Here is a 14,064-nt window from a genome sequence, read left to right on the forward strand (position 1 = left end):
CGCCTGCGCGACCTTGCGGCTGGCCTACCATTACGCGCAGCACGTCCGAGTCAGAGACACAGGTAGTCCACAGATGGTGGCGTAGGAGACTGTCCTGACGGAGCCGCATAGACTCGAGCATGCACAGAACTTGCGACCGACTGGAGCAGGAGAATCATGGCACCTGCAGATGCGAAGAAGCCGCGCACGCCGTACGTCCGTCCGTCCCGCCACATTCGTCGTGACGCTGAAGTCTCGAAACGGCCAGACGGTCGAGGTCGCCAACGAAAGCGACCGGAAGTTCCTCGAGCTCGCGGACAAGTTCGTGATCGCTGCGGAGAAGGTCGAACACGATCCTGCCCGGAAGGTGCCGAGGCTCAGCCTGCGCTGATCAGCTGTTCAGATCCACTCTGCTGAGGCAGAGCTTCTTCGAGTCAACGGGTTAATGCTCTGGCTCAAGCTCTGCCAGTCGCTTCAGAACATCGTCCGCTTCTTTCGGCCATAGCACCTTCAGCATCGTCTCGGTCTGCTCCAGGGTGAAACGCCAGAAACGAGGGCTGACGGCGTACCGGAAGTCCGAACGCGTGATCATGAACCTCGGCATGCCGCCAAGCGATCGGTAGGGATGGCGTCCGTACCGATACCAGAACGAGAGTGCGTCTTCGACGTCGAAGAGCAGTTCCTCGGAGGCATCCAGGTCGATACGGCCGTCCATCGTCTCGATCATCGTCATACGGCTCAGGGTATTGCTTGTTCCGGGCGCGTCACGCGACACCTGATCGTTTCCTTGCCCTGATAAGAGCCATTCCCAGGAACCCGGTTGAGACCCGCGACGGCACTCGTGCTCAATATCGCGAGAACACGCAGGACGGCGATCGAGGCGCGGCCCAGGGCCAGCTCAGGGTCAATCGCTTGGGGGTCGCTCTCAAGCGATGACCATCGATAGCGGAGAAGCTCATCGACGTCGCGCTCGGTGAGCTGTCTCGCGCGCTGCGGCACATGGTGCTCAACGTAGCCTCGCACGTCGCCCACGTAATGGACGCTGGTACCGTCCGCTGCGAACGCGCTCGCCCTCATCAGTATGTATTCGTGAAACGCGTCGGTTCGCTCACCAACGATGCCAACGAGCTGGCCTTCGGAGTAGCCGAGGCCGCTGTCGGGTTCCGGGAGCAGACGACTGCCCCCGCGACCGTCGTCCCACGCGGAGCACGTGATCGTCAGGCTCGAGACGCTGCGCGTGGGACGATAGATCCCTCATCCGGCCACGCTCAATCGCGGTGGACGTCGACATACGCCCGGTACACCTGCTTGGGGATGACTCCGCGCTCAGCGACCCTGTAGCCCTGCCCCCGCGCCCAAGACCGCATCTGCCGACGCTCGTCGGCGGTGGTCGTCGGGACGATACGCCTCGACGGAGGCCCAGCGACCTTGCGACCGACCTCCATGTACGTGCGCAACATCTCGGCGAGATCCTGCTGCTCGGATTCCGTAAGGTCGACCTCGTACCAACTACCAGCGGAACCCAGCTTGACCGTAAATGCGTTCTCTTCATCACTCAGGTCCGAGACGCGGATGTTGCGAGTAACCATGACAGTTCCTTTCGATATCGTCCTTCGGGCACGGTGTCCTAGGAGCGTTCTCAGGCGTGATCCGCTCCTCAATGTGCGCGCGCTCGATGCGGTCGGCAGCGAGGGAGTGATCGTGGGTCTTGAGATCGTCAAGCGCGCGGACAAGCAGTCCGTCCAAGCGATGCACTTCGGCTTCGGCAACAGCGAGGCGCTTCTGGAGGGTGACTGCCTCCTGACCGCACCAGGCGCGGAGAAGCTCGTGAACCGGTCGTCCCTCTTTGAGGTAGTACGCGTACTCCCACTCGGCGGAGTACGGCATCGGCCGGTTGTCTAAGGTGTCCCCTGGGCGGCTGCGGGTGCTGTACTCGCGCTGCCGCTTTTCGTCCTCGACGACCGCATCCAACACGGGCATCGGGTTCATGTGGCAGGCGTATTCTGCGATGCGCATCGTCCCCTCGGGCGACACGACCTTGTCGTCTCCGTCGGAGTACCAGTCCACGTTCTCCAGCACTTCCGCCACCGAGACCCCGAGTAGACCTCCGAGGGCCTCATCATCGAGGATCCGCGTCGTCCACACTGTGTGCTTCCAGAGCAGGGTCGCGGCGTCCTTGGGGATCAGGAGAATGAACACGTGTTCCACGGCGTCTTCCTCATGCCGCTCCAGTTCCTGCTTTGTGAACCGTTCCCAGTGCGCCATCCGTTCGTCGTACTCGCGCACCGTTCGCCACGGTCCTCGGAGTCGGCCGCCCGGGATGTTCTCGATGACGCCGTGCTTCTCCCCGTCGAGGAACTCCACGTCGTACCTGAGTGTCTTCTTGCGTGTATCAATGCCCACAACGCGAACACGCTCAGATGGCGAGAAGGTTCGCATGCGGTAGATCAGCTCGTCGCCGATGTCCACACTGTCCTCCCCGTTGGCGCTCAAACGTTCAATTCCCTCTACGTCTGCTGTGGCGATAACTCGCGTTACGACTTCTCGGCGATGACGCGCTCGCGCTCGGTCGACGCGCGCTCGTCGTCGTAGCGGATGTACACCGCGCTGTCACTGCCCGCGTTGGGGTCGGTGAGGCGGATCATGTCGTCCGTGATCTCGATGGGGTCGTCGTCACCGTCGGACCAGATGACGGTGTCGCGGGCCTCGTTGAGCTGGCCGACATCCTCGACATACTCGCCTTCGGGGTCGATGTCGCCGGCGTCGGTGAGCTTGAGCATGTCGACGACGTGGTCCGCGCTGGTGGTCAGGTAGATCACCTGGTCTCCGACGATCACGAGCTGATCGTAGGCGCTCTCCGAGTTCTGATACTGGGTCGCTGCGCTCCCGGTGCTACCGGCGGTGCAGCCGGAGAGAGCGATGACACCGGCTGCCAGAGTTGCCACGGCGACCAGGAGCCGTGTTGAGAACCTCTTCATGACGCTGGATGCCTCCAATATGTGACTCATAGTCCGTGGACTGGTAGTCAGCATAGCTGATTCTCTGGAAGACATGACGATTCCAGCGCACCGCCGTGCTTTCGGCGAGCATCTGCGTGCGCTGCGGCAAGCGAACGGACACGCGTCCCAGGAGGCGTTCGCCCACCATGTCGGTCTCGATCGAACGTATATCAGCGGTCTGGAGCGAGGAGCGCGAAACCCTACGCTCGATGTCATCGTGAAGCTCGCCAGAGGCCTCGACGTCAGCCCCGCTGAGATGCTCGCGACGATCGACGCTTAGGGTAAGCGTCGGCTGGTGCGTTCCACGAACTGCAACACGTCGAAGGGGTAGAACACCTCGCCGTCCGGTCCGTCGAGCACGTGCGCGCGCATCATCATGTGCTCGCGGAACTCCGGCATGAGCTCCGTACCGACGATCGCCTTGACCTGGCGCAGTGTGTAGCCGTACTCGCTCTCAGGTTCAGGGAGGTGGTGGGACGACATGGCGACTATTCTGCCAGGGTCCATCGTTGTCAGCGTGAAGCGCATGTTCTCCACCCGAACACTGACCGAGGTGTGCGACCGGGCACAAGTGCCCGATAATGGAGCCATGCCCCGCACCCCCTCCCCCGCCGCCGCGCACATCGGCTCGCGCATCGCCGAGCTGCGCAAGGCGCAAAGCTTGTCAGTCGATGGCCTGGGGTACAAGACAGGGATCGACAGCTCTAACATCAGGTCGTACGAGGCGGGGCGAGCGATGATGAACGTCCGCTCACTGGTTCGCATCGCGGCCGCCCTCGGCGTAGAGCCGGGCGCGCTGTTGGAGGGCGTGGGGCCCTCGATGTTCGATACGGACGCGTAAACATGGACTACGAAGAACTCGGCGAGGTGGACGGCGTGCCGGTGCGGGTGCCTACGAACGACGATTACCGGACGTGTTCGGTCTGCGGCGGCAACTGCGAACCGGACCCCGACTTCAGCTCTGGCGAGTCAGGCGCTCGGATCGCTTTCGTCTGCCCCCAGCACGGGATCCAATCGCTGATCGACCCATTCGAGAGTCTGCGCTAGAGATGCGAAGCCGGCCCGCTCTCGTAATAGCGGTGGGCCGGAGAGCGGCCGGAGAAGCTGCACCTAGCGGGTCGAACCGACGGTTGGATTCCTCCGCGATAGGCTTCGGGCATGCCGGAGGACATCCAAGAGCTCGGCCGTGAAGGCGCGGCGACATTGAAACGTTGGCTGGAGGCGACGACATATATGGAGCTTCCGTTCGACGCTTACAACAACAAGATCGACTGCATGGTTCGCACGAAAAGCGGGAAGCAGAAGCAGCTCGACCTCGTCGGCTACATGCTCACGGAGAAGAAAGCGCCCGTGTTCGTCGAGTGTAAGAGGTACACCTCGGCAGGCAGGCAGTACACGGAGTTCGTCAAGTTCCTGGCGGTCGCGTATGGGCACACGGCTCAGGAGCTCGCGGACTATAACACGACCAGGGAATCTCAGTACTATTGGGTCACGTTTCACCCGTTCAATCTCGAAAACTGGTCCAACCTTGAGACTTACGAGCACATGAAGAAGGCTCTTGAGGCGCACCCCGAGTACCTGGGCGGCGATGATCTCAACGAGTCGTTGGCGCATGAGGTGGCCAGTCGAGTGACCGTCCTCGTGTTCAATCCCAAGCAAGAAGCCCTCTCTCTCACTCGAGCCGAGCTCGAACAGATCCGTCCCGTTCTGCTGAGGAAAGTGAAGACACTATGAGTGACTTGATCGAGGCTTTGCACGCCGCTCGCGAGTCGTACGTCAGGGAGGACTACGCGTCGAGGGTCAAGCAGGTCTTTCGAGAGCACCTCGAACTGCTCGAGCCCGATGCCGAAATCGAGGACACCCTCTACTTCAACCACAGCGCGATTCCGGACTTCAAACTCACGTGGGGACGCGGCGCGAAAGGCAAGTCGTCGCGGGACGTCTTCCTCCGCTCGTCGTACGCGGCCGTGGTCGCAGGCAACGAGACCGCGCACATCACGAACGGCGACCCGATCTTCCTGTCGATCAGCGCCGATCAGGTCGTGGAGGAATCTGGTTTCGCGATGACCAAGGCTGACGTGTCGCGCGCTGCCAGCCATGCCCGATACTCGCTACTGACCGACGCTGAAGCGTTCAAGGAGATCGCAGCCCCGGCGGCGGATGACAACCCGCTGAGCTCGGCCGTGCGCTCGAACTTTCTCCGGGGAGGGCGGGGGCTGGTGGATGAGCCTGTCGCGGAACGACTTCTCCTGACCGGGAACGGCACCGGCGAGAACGTCACTGACCTCATCAGAGAGACCTTCTTCGAAGACGCCGTCGTCCGAATGGAACGCACTGCGCTCCTGGTTCAGTGGGCGATGTCTCCGGATACGGCCATGGACGTGCTGGCGCGGATCGACGGCGCGATGTCCACCGACGAGCTGCGCAGCGTCCTGCCCTGGCTGCTGGGCAGAGCCACCGCTCCGAAGGGAGACGACTTCTGGACTGCGCTCGGATCGCTCTTCAATTTCGAGCAGCTCGAGAGCCTAGCTTCGGAGCTCAACGGTATGGACCTCACCAGGCTGGTGCAGGCGAACCTGAGGACGTGGTCGGCCAAGCGCGCGTACGTGGGGCTGAACGTTGACGCCGAGGGTAACCCCGTGTCGCCGGCCGAAAGCGCCACCGACGACGACGGAACGGAGCCAGGCGGTCCGGATGAGGAATCGGAAGTTGCATCCAGCGGTTGGCGGTTCGACTCGGGAACTCTGGGCCTGGCCCTCGGCTCGACGATGATCCGCGTGAGCAATTCGGGCTACAAGCTGAAGGCCCGGCCCGGCTCGTCGACGCCGAAGTGGTCCGTGGCCGTCGGCCGCCTCGACGGCTTTTCTCTCCGTTCCGCGTCGATCTCCGGGATCGAACGGGCGTTCCGCATTGACGCGCGGGAAAGCGGGAACGTCAAGCGAGACGTCGAGACCGTCGTCAGCTCCGTCGAGGACAGTTACTTCGTGAGCCATGTCGAAGTAGTGCTCCCTGGCCCTGACCTCGGTGACGAGGACGCCGGAGCGGAATCGGCGTCAGTCGACTTCGCCGGCGGGATCGTCGTCGCGGAGCGTGCCGTCCAGCTCGGCGCACTCACGCGGGCCGCTGCGAACCTTCTGGCGAACGAGGAGCTCGACGAGGAGTTGTAGCCGTCAGCGCCTGACGAATCCGCTGAGGAGGCAGACTAGTAGACGGGCGAAGAAGTTGTTCGGCCTGCGGAGCGTACAGGTTAAGCCGCCAGAGGCGTCAACCTATGGCAAGCGTCGGCTGCGCGTAACCATCAGTGCGCGGATCGAGATCTGGGGCTGCTTCAGAGATGTATGGCGGTCTCAGGCTCCTACTCTGGCCGTGCGCGAGCGCGGAGAGCGCGGTGTGTGAGCATGGAGTACGAGGAAACCGGAGATCTGGACGGCGTGCCGGTCCGGGTGCCCACGAGCGACGACTACCTCACTTGCACGGTCTTCGCCGGCGACTGCGAGCCGGGTCCGGGTCTCGGCTCGGACTATCACGTGGCCCGGATCGCGTTCGTCCGCCCCGAGCACGGGATCCAGAGCCTCGTCGACCCGTTCGAGGACCTGCGACAATCGGCGAGTTGTTCTCGATCAGCGCGACGAACGTCGTCCGGGCCGTGCTGCGGGCCGTGCCCATCGCGCTGGACTCGCCCGACGACGCCAGGCTCGTCGGGCTAGCCGGTTCCGGCGACGAACAGGTCGCTGCGCTGGTCACGAGCGATGTCGGCTTCCGCCGCGAGATCCCGATTAGCGAGCAGCGGGTACAGCCGTGCATCGACGCCGACGGCATGAGCGGGACGCAGGAGTACGTCGACGAGCTGGCAACTGAGATCAGGGTGACGGTTCAGCGGGCACCGCGAGACTGACCGGAGGTCACACCAAAGGTTCGAGCAGGTCCAAGTTCCCTCCGTCACCCGTCGGCCGCAAGACTTCGATCTTCTGGTCGAGGAGCGCATCGAGTAGCGCGGCTCTCGCAGATCGGGCGCGGGCCTGTTCTGCGGACACAGCGTCGATCTGACCGCGAATGGCGTCCAGGGCCGTGGCGACCCTGGTGCGCTCGCCCTCGGTCTGAGGCATTGCGACGGTTGTCGAGAACAGTTCGTTTCTGTTCACCTTCGGCATCTTCAGACGGGTCGACAGCGCAACGGTCTGAGAAGTAAATGTGTCCTCGAGAAGGATCTCACGCAACAGAGCGGGCGGAGTGCCGTTCAGCGGAGACAACGGATAGGCGTCCGCGCTGCAGAGCGCGACGAACCCAGGGAACGCCGCCTTGCGTAGCCTTGGTCGAATCTTCGAGTACACCACATCGCTCTCACCCACGAGGTACTTACCACTGATCACGCCATCCTCTCGGGCCGTACGCGGGTTGACGAGGCGTCCGGTGCCTTTCTCGATCACATCGACACCGATGTGCAGGAGATCTGCGTACTCGTCGTCCTTCGGATTGACCAGCCGAGCCGTGATCTCGCAGACCGAAGCTAAGGGGACCCGAGGGCAGCCCGACAGAAGGTGCTGACGTGTAGTGGCCAGCAGAGTGGTGAGGGTCGACTCTTCCAATTCGAGGGCATCGATGTATCTGTCCGCAGCAGCGATGACCTCGACGATTCGTCGCTGGACAGGAAGGGGCGGCAGCGGGATGGTCCAAGCCTCGAAATCCGCTTCCTTCCACCGAGCGCGGCCGTCTCTTCCGTCTCTGAGCTTGTTGATCCGCTTCAGGCTGCTCTGGTTCGCGAAGCAGAGCGCGAGGAAGTGAGCGTCGAGATCGGACGAATCGACGGTGTACAGCGGAAACTCGTTCGTGACAAGCGCGCCGTCGAGATCAGCGGGCACGACACCAAAAGGGCCGTTCTGGGCATCGATACGACAGAAGATGAAGTCGCCCTTACGCGCGAGCGCCAACGCTTTCGTCTTCGGTCGACTGGCGGGGCGCAGGTACGCACCCTTTCCGTACCATCGGACGCCCATGGTGACGTAGTCCTGCCCCGACTCGATCACCACTTTCTCCGACCGTTGCTTAACGTACTGGCCGACGGTTACGGTCGGCCAGTCAGACATCAAACCCGCCGATGCCGGCCTCATTGAGGATCCGGGTCATGTGGTCCAGCGCTACGTCTCGTTGCGCGCGCGCCTCCTGCCAATCGGCCACCGCTTCGTAGAGGTCGTGGGTCTCGGCCTGAGGCCACGGGTTCCGGCGGATGCCGCGAGCATCGAGGACCCCGGCGTCATCGAAGATCGCGGTGCGCCACGATCGCGCGTCGGGGCTCTCGACACCGTCGCGGATCGCCCGCTTCGCCAATCGAGAGATCTCTCGCCAGCGGCCGACGTCCTTCCGTCCGTGGCCGACCTGCACCTCGTGGCCGTCATCCTCCATGTCGATGAAGGTGACCAAGGCGTCGCGCTCATGGCCGTTGCTGGTCTTGGTGAAGCCGAAGATCGACGTCTTGACCGTGCGTCCCTGCTCGAAGAAGAGCTGCTGCGGCATGTCGATCACGAAGTCCAGGCGTGCCCGTTCCAAGATCGTCTTCGCGGCCTTTGGGTCCTTCGAGAGCGTGTTCACCGGCATGATAATCACCAGCTGACCGCCCTCTTCGAGGTACTCGATCGCAGACATTGTGAAGTTGACAGGGTTGTCGTGCTCGTACGGCGGATTGATAACGCACTTCGTCGGCTTGAGCCCCTTGACGTAGCGCTGAAGCTTCATGTCCGCAGGCTTGACCGTGAACGTGCGGTCGCGGGTCACCAGCGAATCGCGGAACATCAGGTTCGAGCGGCCGTCGCCGTGCAGGAACATGTTGGAGCAGGCCAGAGCGAAGAGGACGGGGTCGAGCTCAAGGCCGATCAGCTGCGTCTCGTGGATGCTCTCGATCCTAGTTTCGTCGCCGTGGGCCTTGTCTACGAGTTGTTCCATGGCGTCCATGAGGAATCCGCCCGACCCCATACAGGTGTCGAGGACGACGTCGTCCTTGCCCAGACGCACGAGGTCGACCATGAGGGTCTTGATGTGGTCGGGGGTCAGGATGATGTTCTTGTTGTCCATCTTCCCCGCCCGGGAGAGGAAGATCTTGTACGCGCGTCCTAGGATGTCGCGCTTCGTCGTCCGCTTTGAGGGCTGGTGGACGCGCTCGTCGATGTCATCGATGATCGACTTATACTCGACAAGAGGGATGTCTACGTTCTTGACGAAGGAGAAGCGGTCCTCCCAGTCAATCTGCTTGGACTCGGAGTTGACCTTCTTCACGAGCTGCCGCTTCACCGCGGCGACGATCTGTTCGTTGAGGTAGCGCGCTTCGACGAGACGCTCATCCTCAGGCTCGCTCACCGAGCCGTACATGTTCCGGAACGGCTCGTCGTCGAGGGCGATCATGAGGGCCGAGAAGAAGAGCGAACGCTCCGTGTCACGGACACGGGAGTCCTTGTGGAATCGCACATTGAGCTGAGTGAGGAAGCGGGTGAGCTCCGCGTCCGACAGCGGGTCGCCGTGCGCAGCAGCCAGGTAGTGCTTCGTCAGAGTGTCGAGGCTCACGAGAGCGCGCGGCTTGTCGAGCTCCTCGATCAGCTCAGAGCCGCCCTTGCGGAAGAAGTGGGTCACGCGGAGCGACTCGAGCGTCTGACCGGAGACGGCGATCCCGACGATGTCGACGTGCGGCACTGCGTTGGCCTGCATGTACATCTGCACCTCGGCCTCGGCCGCAGAGTGGTCAGACTTCAGTCCAACCTCGCCTGACTTGGCCTCGACGACGATCAGCCAATCGCCCATGTCCAGGAAGAAGTCGGGAAAGCCGTCGACCGTCGAGCCCTCGCGCTTGGACTGGAAGCCGAACTTCTTCGGGATGTCCCGCTTCTCCAGGAGCGTCTGGGCACCGTAGAACTCGCGGAACAAGTTCTCGGTCGTGCTCTCTGCCAAGGTCTACCTTTCGCCGTGCGAACGCTGGTGCATCGCCTCTGGGGACCGTGTCCAAGAATGCTCAGCGACGACTACGGCGAGCAGGACGGCCCCAGACAAGACTCTCATCTTAGTAGGCGAGCTTCACATTTCGAGGGCATGGTGCGAGGCCAGGAGACAACCCACCCCCTTACTCGTCTGGCAGTCCGGAGACCGCAGTGAGATGGCTCAGACCGCTCGCACGCATGTCATCGTTCAGGTCTGCGGTCACGGCTCGCGTGTCACCGACCGCCAGACCGGGCAGCAGTCCTGCTCCCGGTTCGGGAAGGGCCGTCGATCGCGACACGAAGTCGCCCTTCAGCTCCGCCGCGAGAGCGAACACGCCGCTCGCCGTCCGCTCGACCTCGGCTGCGCTCGCGAACACCACGATCGCGGATCGTTCCCCGGCATCCGTCTGCGCAGCCTGTCCCGTGATCCTGATGCCCGCGCCCATGTCGAAGCCCTCGCCGAAGTCGACGCCGACGCGGATGGGGGCGGCGGCATGGGCGACACCGCCGGGCGACCCGATGCCGGTGAGCTGTGCGTCGAACCACAACCGCCCGTCCTGCCCGATCGACGCGGACGATGTGATCTCGGCCGTCGCCTCGACGATCCGCCCTCCCCATGCCGTCGCCTCGGCGCGCCCCGGCAGCGCGAGCGCCGCCGACAGCGCCACGGCGGCGCCAGAGGCGAGGATGACGACGGTGAGAGCGCCTCGGCGGCGCCAGACCGCCAGCGCGGCGACCGCGGCGACGATGCCCGCGCCGACGGCCCAGACAGCGGCTGCGGGGACGAACACGCACAGCAGCGCCACCGCCCATACGGTGCCGGCCAGTGGAAGCAGGCGCAGGTCGCGCCTCATACCCGCACCCCGTCGCGGATGCCTTCGAGCAGCTTCTCGCCGATCCCCGGTACGGCCAGCAGATCGTCGACCGAGGCGAACCGGCCGTTCTCGTCTCGCCAGGCGATGATCCGCTCGGCCAAGGCAGGCCCGATGCGCGGAAGAGTCTCGAGCGCCGTCTGATCCGCCGTGTTGAGGTCGATCCGGGTATCCCCGGGAGACTCCACGGGTGCTCCCGCCTGGCCGGCCCCGCTCGTCGGAACGATGATCTGCTCGCCGTCGGTGAGAGTCCGCGCCAGATTGACGCCGGTGAGATCGGCGTCGTCGGTGGTGCCGCCCGCCGCGGCCACCGCGTCGACGAGCCTGGCGTCGAGTTCGAGAACGTAGAGGCCCGGTGCATGCACGGCACCGAGGATGTGGACGTACAGCTCTCCTGTGGCAGTCGCCGTCGACTCGGTCAGCGGCACCGTCTCGGTGGGCGCAGCCTGGCCCCGCATGATCCCGAGACCGACCGCGGCGGAGAGCACGACAAGGCCGAGCACGACCGCGGCGCCGACGCTCAGCCGCAGCTTGCGGGGCGGCGCGAGCGGCGGCTGCGAGTCGGGCATCCGCCCACGTTAAGCGCGGGCCGCGGTCCCTGGGAGCCTCAGATCCGCGTCCCGTGGAGAACTCGGAGAAGTGACGGTTCCGTGCAGAAGGACTAGCCCTTGACGACGAAACTGACGATCTTCGGCGCCCGGACCACGACCTTGACGATCTCCTTGTCGCCGATCGAGCGGATCACGCGCTCGTCGGCGCGGGCGAGAGCCTCGAGCTCAGCCTCGCCGATGCGCGCCGGCACTTCGAGCTGCGCGCGGACCTTGCCGCCCACCTGCACGACGGCCGTGATCTTGTCTTCGACGAGGAGTGCCGGATCGGCCGATCGCCACGTCACGAGGCCCACAGACGGCTCGTGACCCAGGATCTCCCACATCTCCTCCGCGGTGTGCGGGGCGATGAGGTCGAGCATCACGGTGATCGTCTCGGCAGCCTCGCGCACGGCGGGGTCCGCCGAGCCGGCCGATCCGTCGATCGTCTTGCGGGTGATGTTCACGAGTTCCATCAGGCGGGCGACCAGCACGTTGAACTTGGTCTGCTCGACCAGCGCCGGCGCCTCGGACAGCAGTTTGTGCGTCGCACGACGCAGTGCGGCATCTCCGCCGTCGAAGACGACGTCGACGGGGCTCGACACCTCGCCGGCGATGCGCATCGCGCGCGCCAGGAATTTCTGGGCACCGGTGGTCGAGACGTCGGCCCAGTCCTTGTCGTCTTCCACGGGGCCGGCGAAGGCGAGTCCCACGCGCAGTGCGTCGGCGCCATGCGCGTCGAGCTCCTCCTGGAACAGCACCAGGTTGCCCTTGCTCTTCGACATCTTCGTGCCGTTGAGGATGACCATGCCCTGGTTGATGAGGTTGGAGAACGGCTCGGTGAAGTCGATCAGCCCCATGTCGAACAGGACCTTGGTGATGAACCGGGCGTACAGCAGATGCAGGATCGCGTGCTCGACGCCGCCGATGTACGAGTCGACGGGCGCCCAGCGCGCCGCTTCCTTAGGGTCGAACGCGACGGTGTCGCTGGTCGGAGACAGGAAGCGCAGGAAGTACCACGAGCTGTCGACGAACGTGTCCATGGTGTCGGGGTCGCGCAGCACCGGATCACCGGTCTCGGGGTCGACCGTGCGCACCCAGCCCTCGGCCGCACCCAGGGGCGATGCGCCCTTGGGCGACAGATCGAGACCCTCGATGCTGGGCAGCTTCACCGGGAGCTGGTCCTCCGGCACGGGGATGATCCGGCCGTCGTCGGCGTGCAGCATCGGGATCGGGGTGCCCCAGAAGCGCTGGCGGGAGATCAGCCAGTCGCGCAGACGGTAGTTCTTCGCCGCACGGCCGGTGCCGGATGCCTCGAGCTGCTCGATCGCGCGGGCGATCGCGTTGCGCTTCGACAGGCCGTTCAGCGGCCCGGAGTTGATCATCCGGCCCTCGCCGGTCAGCGCGATGCCCGTGGACGCCGGGTTCTGCTCGTCCAGCGCAGCGCCGGTGTCGATCGGCACGCCCTCGTCGTCGACCTCGATCACGGGCATGGCGCCGGTGATCGGCGCCGTCGTGTCGACGACGACCTTGACCGGCAGGTCGAACGCCCGGGCGAAGTCGAGGTCGCGCTGGTCGTGTGCGGGCACGGCCATGACCGCGCCGTGACCGTAGTCGGCCAGCACGTAGTCGGCGGCCCAGATCGGCAGCTTCTCGCCGTTGACCGGGTTGATCGCGTAACGCTCGAGGAACACGCCGGTCTTGGGGCGGTCGGTGGCCTGGCGGTCGATGTCGGTCGTCTTCTGCACGTCGGCCAGGTACGACTGGAAGCGCTCGCGCACCTCGACGGGCGCTTCGGCGGCCAGTTCGGCTGCGAGCTCGCCGTCAGGGGCGACCACGAAGAAGGTCGCGCCGTGCAGCGTGTCGGGGCGGGTCGAGAAGACCGTGACGGGCTCGTCACGACCCTCGATGCGGAAGTCGACGTCGGCGCCGATGGAGCGACCGATCCAGTTGCGCTGCATCTGCAGCACCTTCGACGGCCAGAAGCCCTCGAGCTGGTTCAGGTCGTCGAGCAGACGGTCGGCGTAGTCGGTGATGCGGAAGTACCACTGGGTCAGCTTCTTCTTGATGACCTCTGCACCGCAGCGCTCGCAGCGCCCGTCGACGACCTGCTCGTTCGCGAGCACGGTCTGGTCGTTGGGGCACCAGTTCACCGGGCTCTTCTTGCGGTACGCCAGACCGCGCTCGTAGAGCTTGAGGAACAGCCACTGGTTCCAGCGGTAGTACTCGGGGTCGGAGGTGTGCAGAACCCGCGTCCAGTCGAACGAGACACCGTAGGCGCGGAAGCCCGCCTTCTGCTGATCGATGTTCTGGTAGGTCCACTCACGCGGGTCGGCACCACGGCGGATGGCCGCGTTCTCGGCCGGCAGGCCGAACGAGTCCCACCCGATCGGGTTCAGGACGTTGTGTCCGCGGTGGCGCCAGAAGCGCGCCACGATGTCGGAGTACAGGTAGTTCTCGGCGTGCCCCATGTGCAGGTCGCCGGAGGGGTAGGGGAACATCGCGAGCACGTAGCGCCGCGGGCGCTTGTCGTCCTGGCCGCCGGTGACGAAGGTCTCGTTGTCGGCCCAGTACTTCTGCCACTTGGCCTGAATGGCGTGCGCCGAGGGTGCCTCTTCTTCGGCGGGAGCAGTGGAGAAGGTCTCAGACAACGAACGCACAACCAATC

At 64.5% G+C, this 14,064-nt stretch carries 18 protein-coding genes; 7 read left to right on the top strand and 11 right to left on the bottom strand.

Annotation, left to right across the window (positions count from 1 at the left end; all coding sequences use genetic code 11):
• The first annotated feature begins 220 nt into the window (after positions 1–220).
• Entirely contained in the window at positions 221–370 is a 150-nt protein-coding gene (locus QFZ53_RS14260; RefSeq protein WP_307297514.1) for a hypothetical protein, read from the top strand.
• A gap of 51 nt (positions 371–421) precedes the next feature.
• Here the strand turns inward: QFZ53_RS14260 and QFZ53_RS14265 are convergent, their stop codons facing one another.
• From QFZ53_RS14265 to QFZ53_RS14285, 5 genes are all read right to left on the bottom strand, one after another.
• Positions 422–712: a hypothetical protein gene (locus QFZ53_RS14265; protein WP_307297517.1), complete on the bottom strand. Its 291-nt coding sequence runs from the start codon at positions 710–712 to the stop codon at positions 422–424.
• A 5-nt stretch (positions 713–717) separates the two neighbouring features.
• On the bottom strand, positions 718–1,011 hold the full coding sequence (locus QFZ53_RS14270; protein WP_307297520.1) for a hypothetical protein: 294 nt from the start codon (positions 1,009–1,011) through the stop codon (positions 718–720).
• 236 nt (positions 1,012–1,247) lie between these two features.
• Entirely contained in the window at positions 1,248–1,568 is a 321-nt protein-coding gene (locus tag QFZ53_RS14275) for an Lsr2 dimerization domain-containing protein (protein ID WP_307297522.1), read from the bottom strand.
• Entirely contained in the window at positions 1,531–2,448 is a 918-nt protein-coding gene (locus tag QFZ53_RS14280) for a hypothetical protein (RefSeq protein ID WP_307297525.1), read from the bottom strand. Before QFZ53_RS14280 ends, QFZ53_RS14275 begins: the two co-directional genes overlap by 38 nt.
• A gap of 65 nt (positions 2,449–2,513) precedes the next feature.
• Positions 2,514–2,924: a hypothetical protein gene (locus QFZ53_RS14285; protein ID WP_307297528.1), complete on the bottom strand. Its 411-nt coding sequence runs from the start codon at positions 2,922–2,924 to the stop codon at positions 2,514–2,516.
• A 106-nt stretch (positions 2,925–3,030) separates the two neighbouring features.
• On the opposite strand from QFZ53_RS14285, the gene QFZ53_RS14290 reads away from it, so the two are divergent.
• Positions 3,031–3,258, top strand: a complete 228-nt coding sequence (locus QFZ53_RS14290) for a helix-turn-helix domain-containing protein (RefSeq protein WP_307297531.1) — start codon at positions 3,031–3,033, stop codon at positions 3,256–3,258.
• Here QFZ53_RS14290 and QFZ53_RS14295 read toward each other — a convergent pair.
• On the bottom strand, positions 3,255–3,461 hold the full coding sequence (locus QFZ53_RS14295) for a hypothetical protein (RefSeq protein ID WP_307297534.1): 207 nt from the start codon (positions 3,459–3,461) through the stop codon (positions 3,255–3,257). The two genes, QFZ53_RS14290 and QFZ53_RS14295, sit on opposite strands and share 4 nt — an antisense overlap.
• 106 nt (positions 3,462–3,567) lie before the next feature.
• On the opposite strand from QFZ53_RS14295, the gene QFZ53_RS14300 reads away from it, so the two are divergent.
• The 5 genes from QFZ53_RS14300 to QFZ53_RS14320 all read left to right on the top strand — a co-directional run bounded on the left by QFZ53_RS14300 (position 3,568) and on the right by QFZ53_RS14320 (position 6,873).
• Positions 3,568–3,819, top strand: a complete 252-nt coding sequence (locus QFZ53_RS14300) for a helix-turn-helix domain-containing protein (protein WP_307297536.1) — start codon at positions 3,568–3,570, stop codon at positions 3,817–3,819.
• A gap of 2 nt (positions 3,820–3,821) precedes the next feature.
• The gene (locus tag QFZ53_RS14305) at positions 3,822–4,025 is read left to right on the top strand and encodes a hypothetical protein (protein ID WP_307297538.1); all 204 of its coding nucleotides are present in this window, start codon (positions 3,822–3,824) and stop codon (positions 4,023–4,025) included.
• 111 nt (positions 4,026–4,136) lie between these two features.
• The gene (locus QFZ53_RS14310; protein WP_307297541.1) at positions 4,137–4,712 is read left to right on the top strand and encodes a hypothetical protein; all 576 of its coding nucleotides are present in this window, start codon (positions 4,137–4,139) and stop codon (positions 4,710–4,712) included.
• On the top strand, positions 4,709–6,145 hold the full coding sequence (locus QFZ53_RS14315) for a hypothetical protein (protein WP_307297542.1): 1,437 nt from the start codon (positions 4,709–4,711) through the stop codon (positions 6,143–6,145). The genes QFZ53_RS14310 and QFZ53_RS14315 overlap by 4 nt, the downstream gene beginning before the upstream one ends.
• Before the next feature lie 443 nt (positions 6,146–6,588).
• Positions 6,589–6,873: a hypothetical protein gene (locus QFZ53_RS14320; RefSeq protein ID WP_307297546.1), complete on the top strand. Its 285-nt coding sequence runs from the start codon at positions 6,589–6,591 to the stop codon at positions 6,871–6,873.
• Between the two features lie 7 nt (positions 6,874–6,880).
• Here the strand turns inward: QFZ53_RS14320 and QFZ53_RS14325 are convergent, their stop codons facing one another.
• The 5 genes from QFZ53_RS14325 to leuS form a co-directional block, all read right to left on the bottom strand.
• Positions 6,881–8,062 carry a restriction endonuclease subunit S gene (locus tag QFZ53_RS14325; protein ID WP_307297548.1) on the bottom strand — a complete coding sequence of 394 codons (1,182 nt, stop codon included), beginning with the start codon at positions 8,060–8,062 and terminating at the stop codon, positions 6,881–6,883.
• Positions 8,055–9,911 (bottom strand): HsdM family class I SAM-dependent methyltransferase, encoded by a 1,857-nt coding sequence (locus QFZ53_RS14330; protein WP_307297551.1) that lies wholly within the window; start codon positions 9,909–9,911, stop codon positions 8,055–8,057. The genes QFZ53_RS14325 and QFZ53_RS14330 overlap by 8 nt, the downstream gene beginning before the upstream one ends.
• Positions 9,912–10,080: 169 nt before the next feature.
• On the bottom strand, positions 10,081–10,791 hold the full coding sequence (locus QFZ53_RS14335) for a hypothetical protein (RefSeq protein ID WP_307297554.1): 711 nt from the start codon (positions 10,789–10,791) through the stop codon (positions 10,081–10,083).
• Positions 10,788–11,378, bottom strand: coding sequence for a ComEA family DNA-binding protein (locus tag QFZ53_RS14340; RefSeq protein ID WP_307297556.1), 591 nt, complete (start codon positions 11,376–11,378; stop codon positions 10,788–10,790). The genes QFZ53_RS14335 and QFZ53_RS14340 overlap by 4 nt, the downstream gene beginning before the upstream one ends.
• Before the next feature lie 92 nt (positions 11,379–11,470).
• Entirely contained in the window at positions 11,471–14,047 is a 2,577-nt protein-coding gene (gene leuS / locus QFZ53_RS14345; protein WP_307297559.1) for a leucine--tRNA ligase, read from the bottom strand.
• Between the last annotated feature and the right edge of the window lie 17 nt (positions 14,048–14,064).

The sequence above is a fragment of the Microbacterium natoriense genome (genome assembly GCF_030816295.1).
In the GTDB taxonomy this organism is placed as follows: Bacteria; Actinomycetota; Actinomycetes; order Actinomycetales; family Microbacteriaceae; genus Microbacterium; species Microbacterium natoriense_A.

Coding starts and splice junctions, on each gene's coding strand:
- QFZ53_RS14265 (WP_307297517.1), bottom strand. CDS start 712: ATGACGATGATCGAGACGATGGACGGCCGTATCGACCTGGATGCCTCC.
- QFZ53_RS14275 (WP_307297522.1), bottom strand. CDS start 1,568: ATGGTTACTCGCAACATCCGCGTCTCGGACCTGAGTGATGAAGAGAAC.
- QFZ53_RS14290 (WP_307297531.1), top strand. CDS start 3,031: ATGACGATTCCAGCGCACCGCCGTGCTTTCGGCGAGCATCTGCGTGCG.
- QFZ53_RS14295 (WP_307297534.1), bottom strand. CDS start 3,461: ATGTCGTCCCACCACCTCCCTGAACCTGAGAGCGAGTACGGCTACACA.
- QFZ53_RS14300 (WP_307297536.1), top strand. CDS start 3,568: ATGCCCCGCACCCCCTCCCCCGCCGCCGCGCACATCGGCTCGCGCATC.
- QFZ53_RS14305 (WP_307297538.1), top strand. CDS start 3,822: ATGGACTACGAAGAACTCGGCGAGGTGGACGGCGTGCCGGTGCGGGTG.
- QFZ53_RS14310 (WP_307297541.1), top strand. CDS start 4,137: ATGCCGGAGGACATCCAAGAGCTCGGCCGTGAAGGCGCGGCGACATTG.
- QFZ53_RS14315 (WP_307297542.1), top strand. CDS start 4,709: ATGAGTGACTTGATCGAGGCTTTGCACGCCGCTCGCGAGTCGTACGTC.
- QFZ53_RS14325 (WP_307297548.1), bottom strand. CDS start 8,062: ATGTCTGACTGGCCGACCGTAACCGTCGGCCAGTACGTTAAGCAACGG.
- QFZ53_RS14335 (WP_307297554.1), bottom strand. CDS start 10,791: ATGAGGCGCGACCTGCGCCTGCTTCCACTGGCCGGCACCGTATGGGCG.
- QFZ53_RS14340 (WP_307297556.1), bottom strand. CDS start 11,378: ATGCCCGACTCGCAGCCGCCGCTCGCGCCGCCCCGCAAGCTGCGGCTG.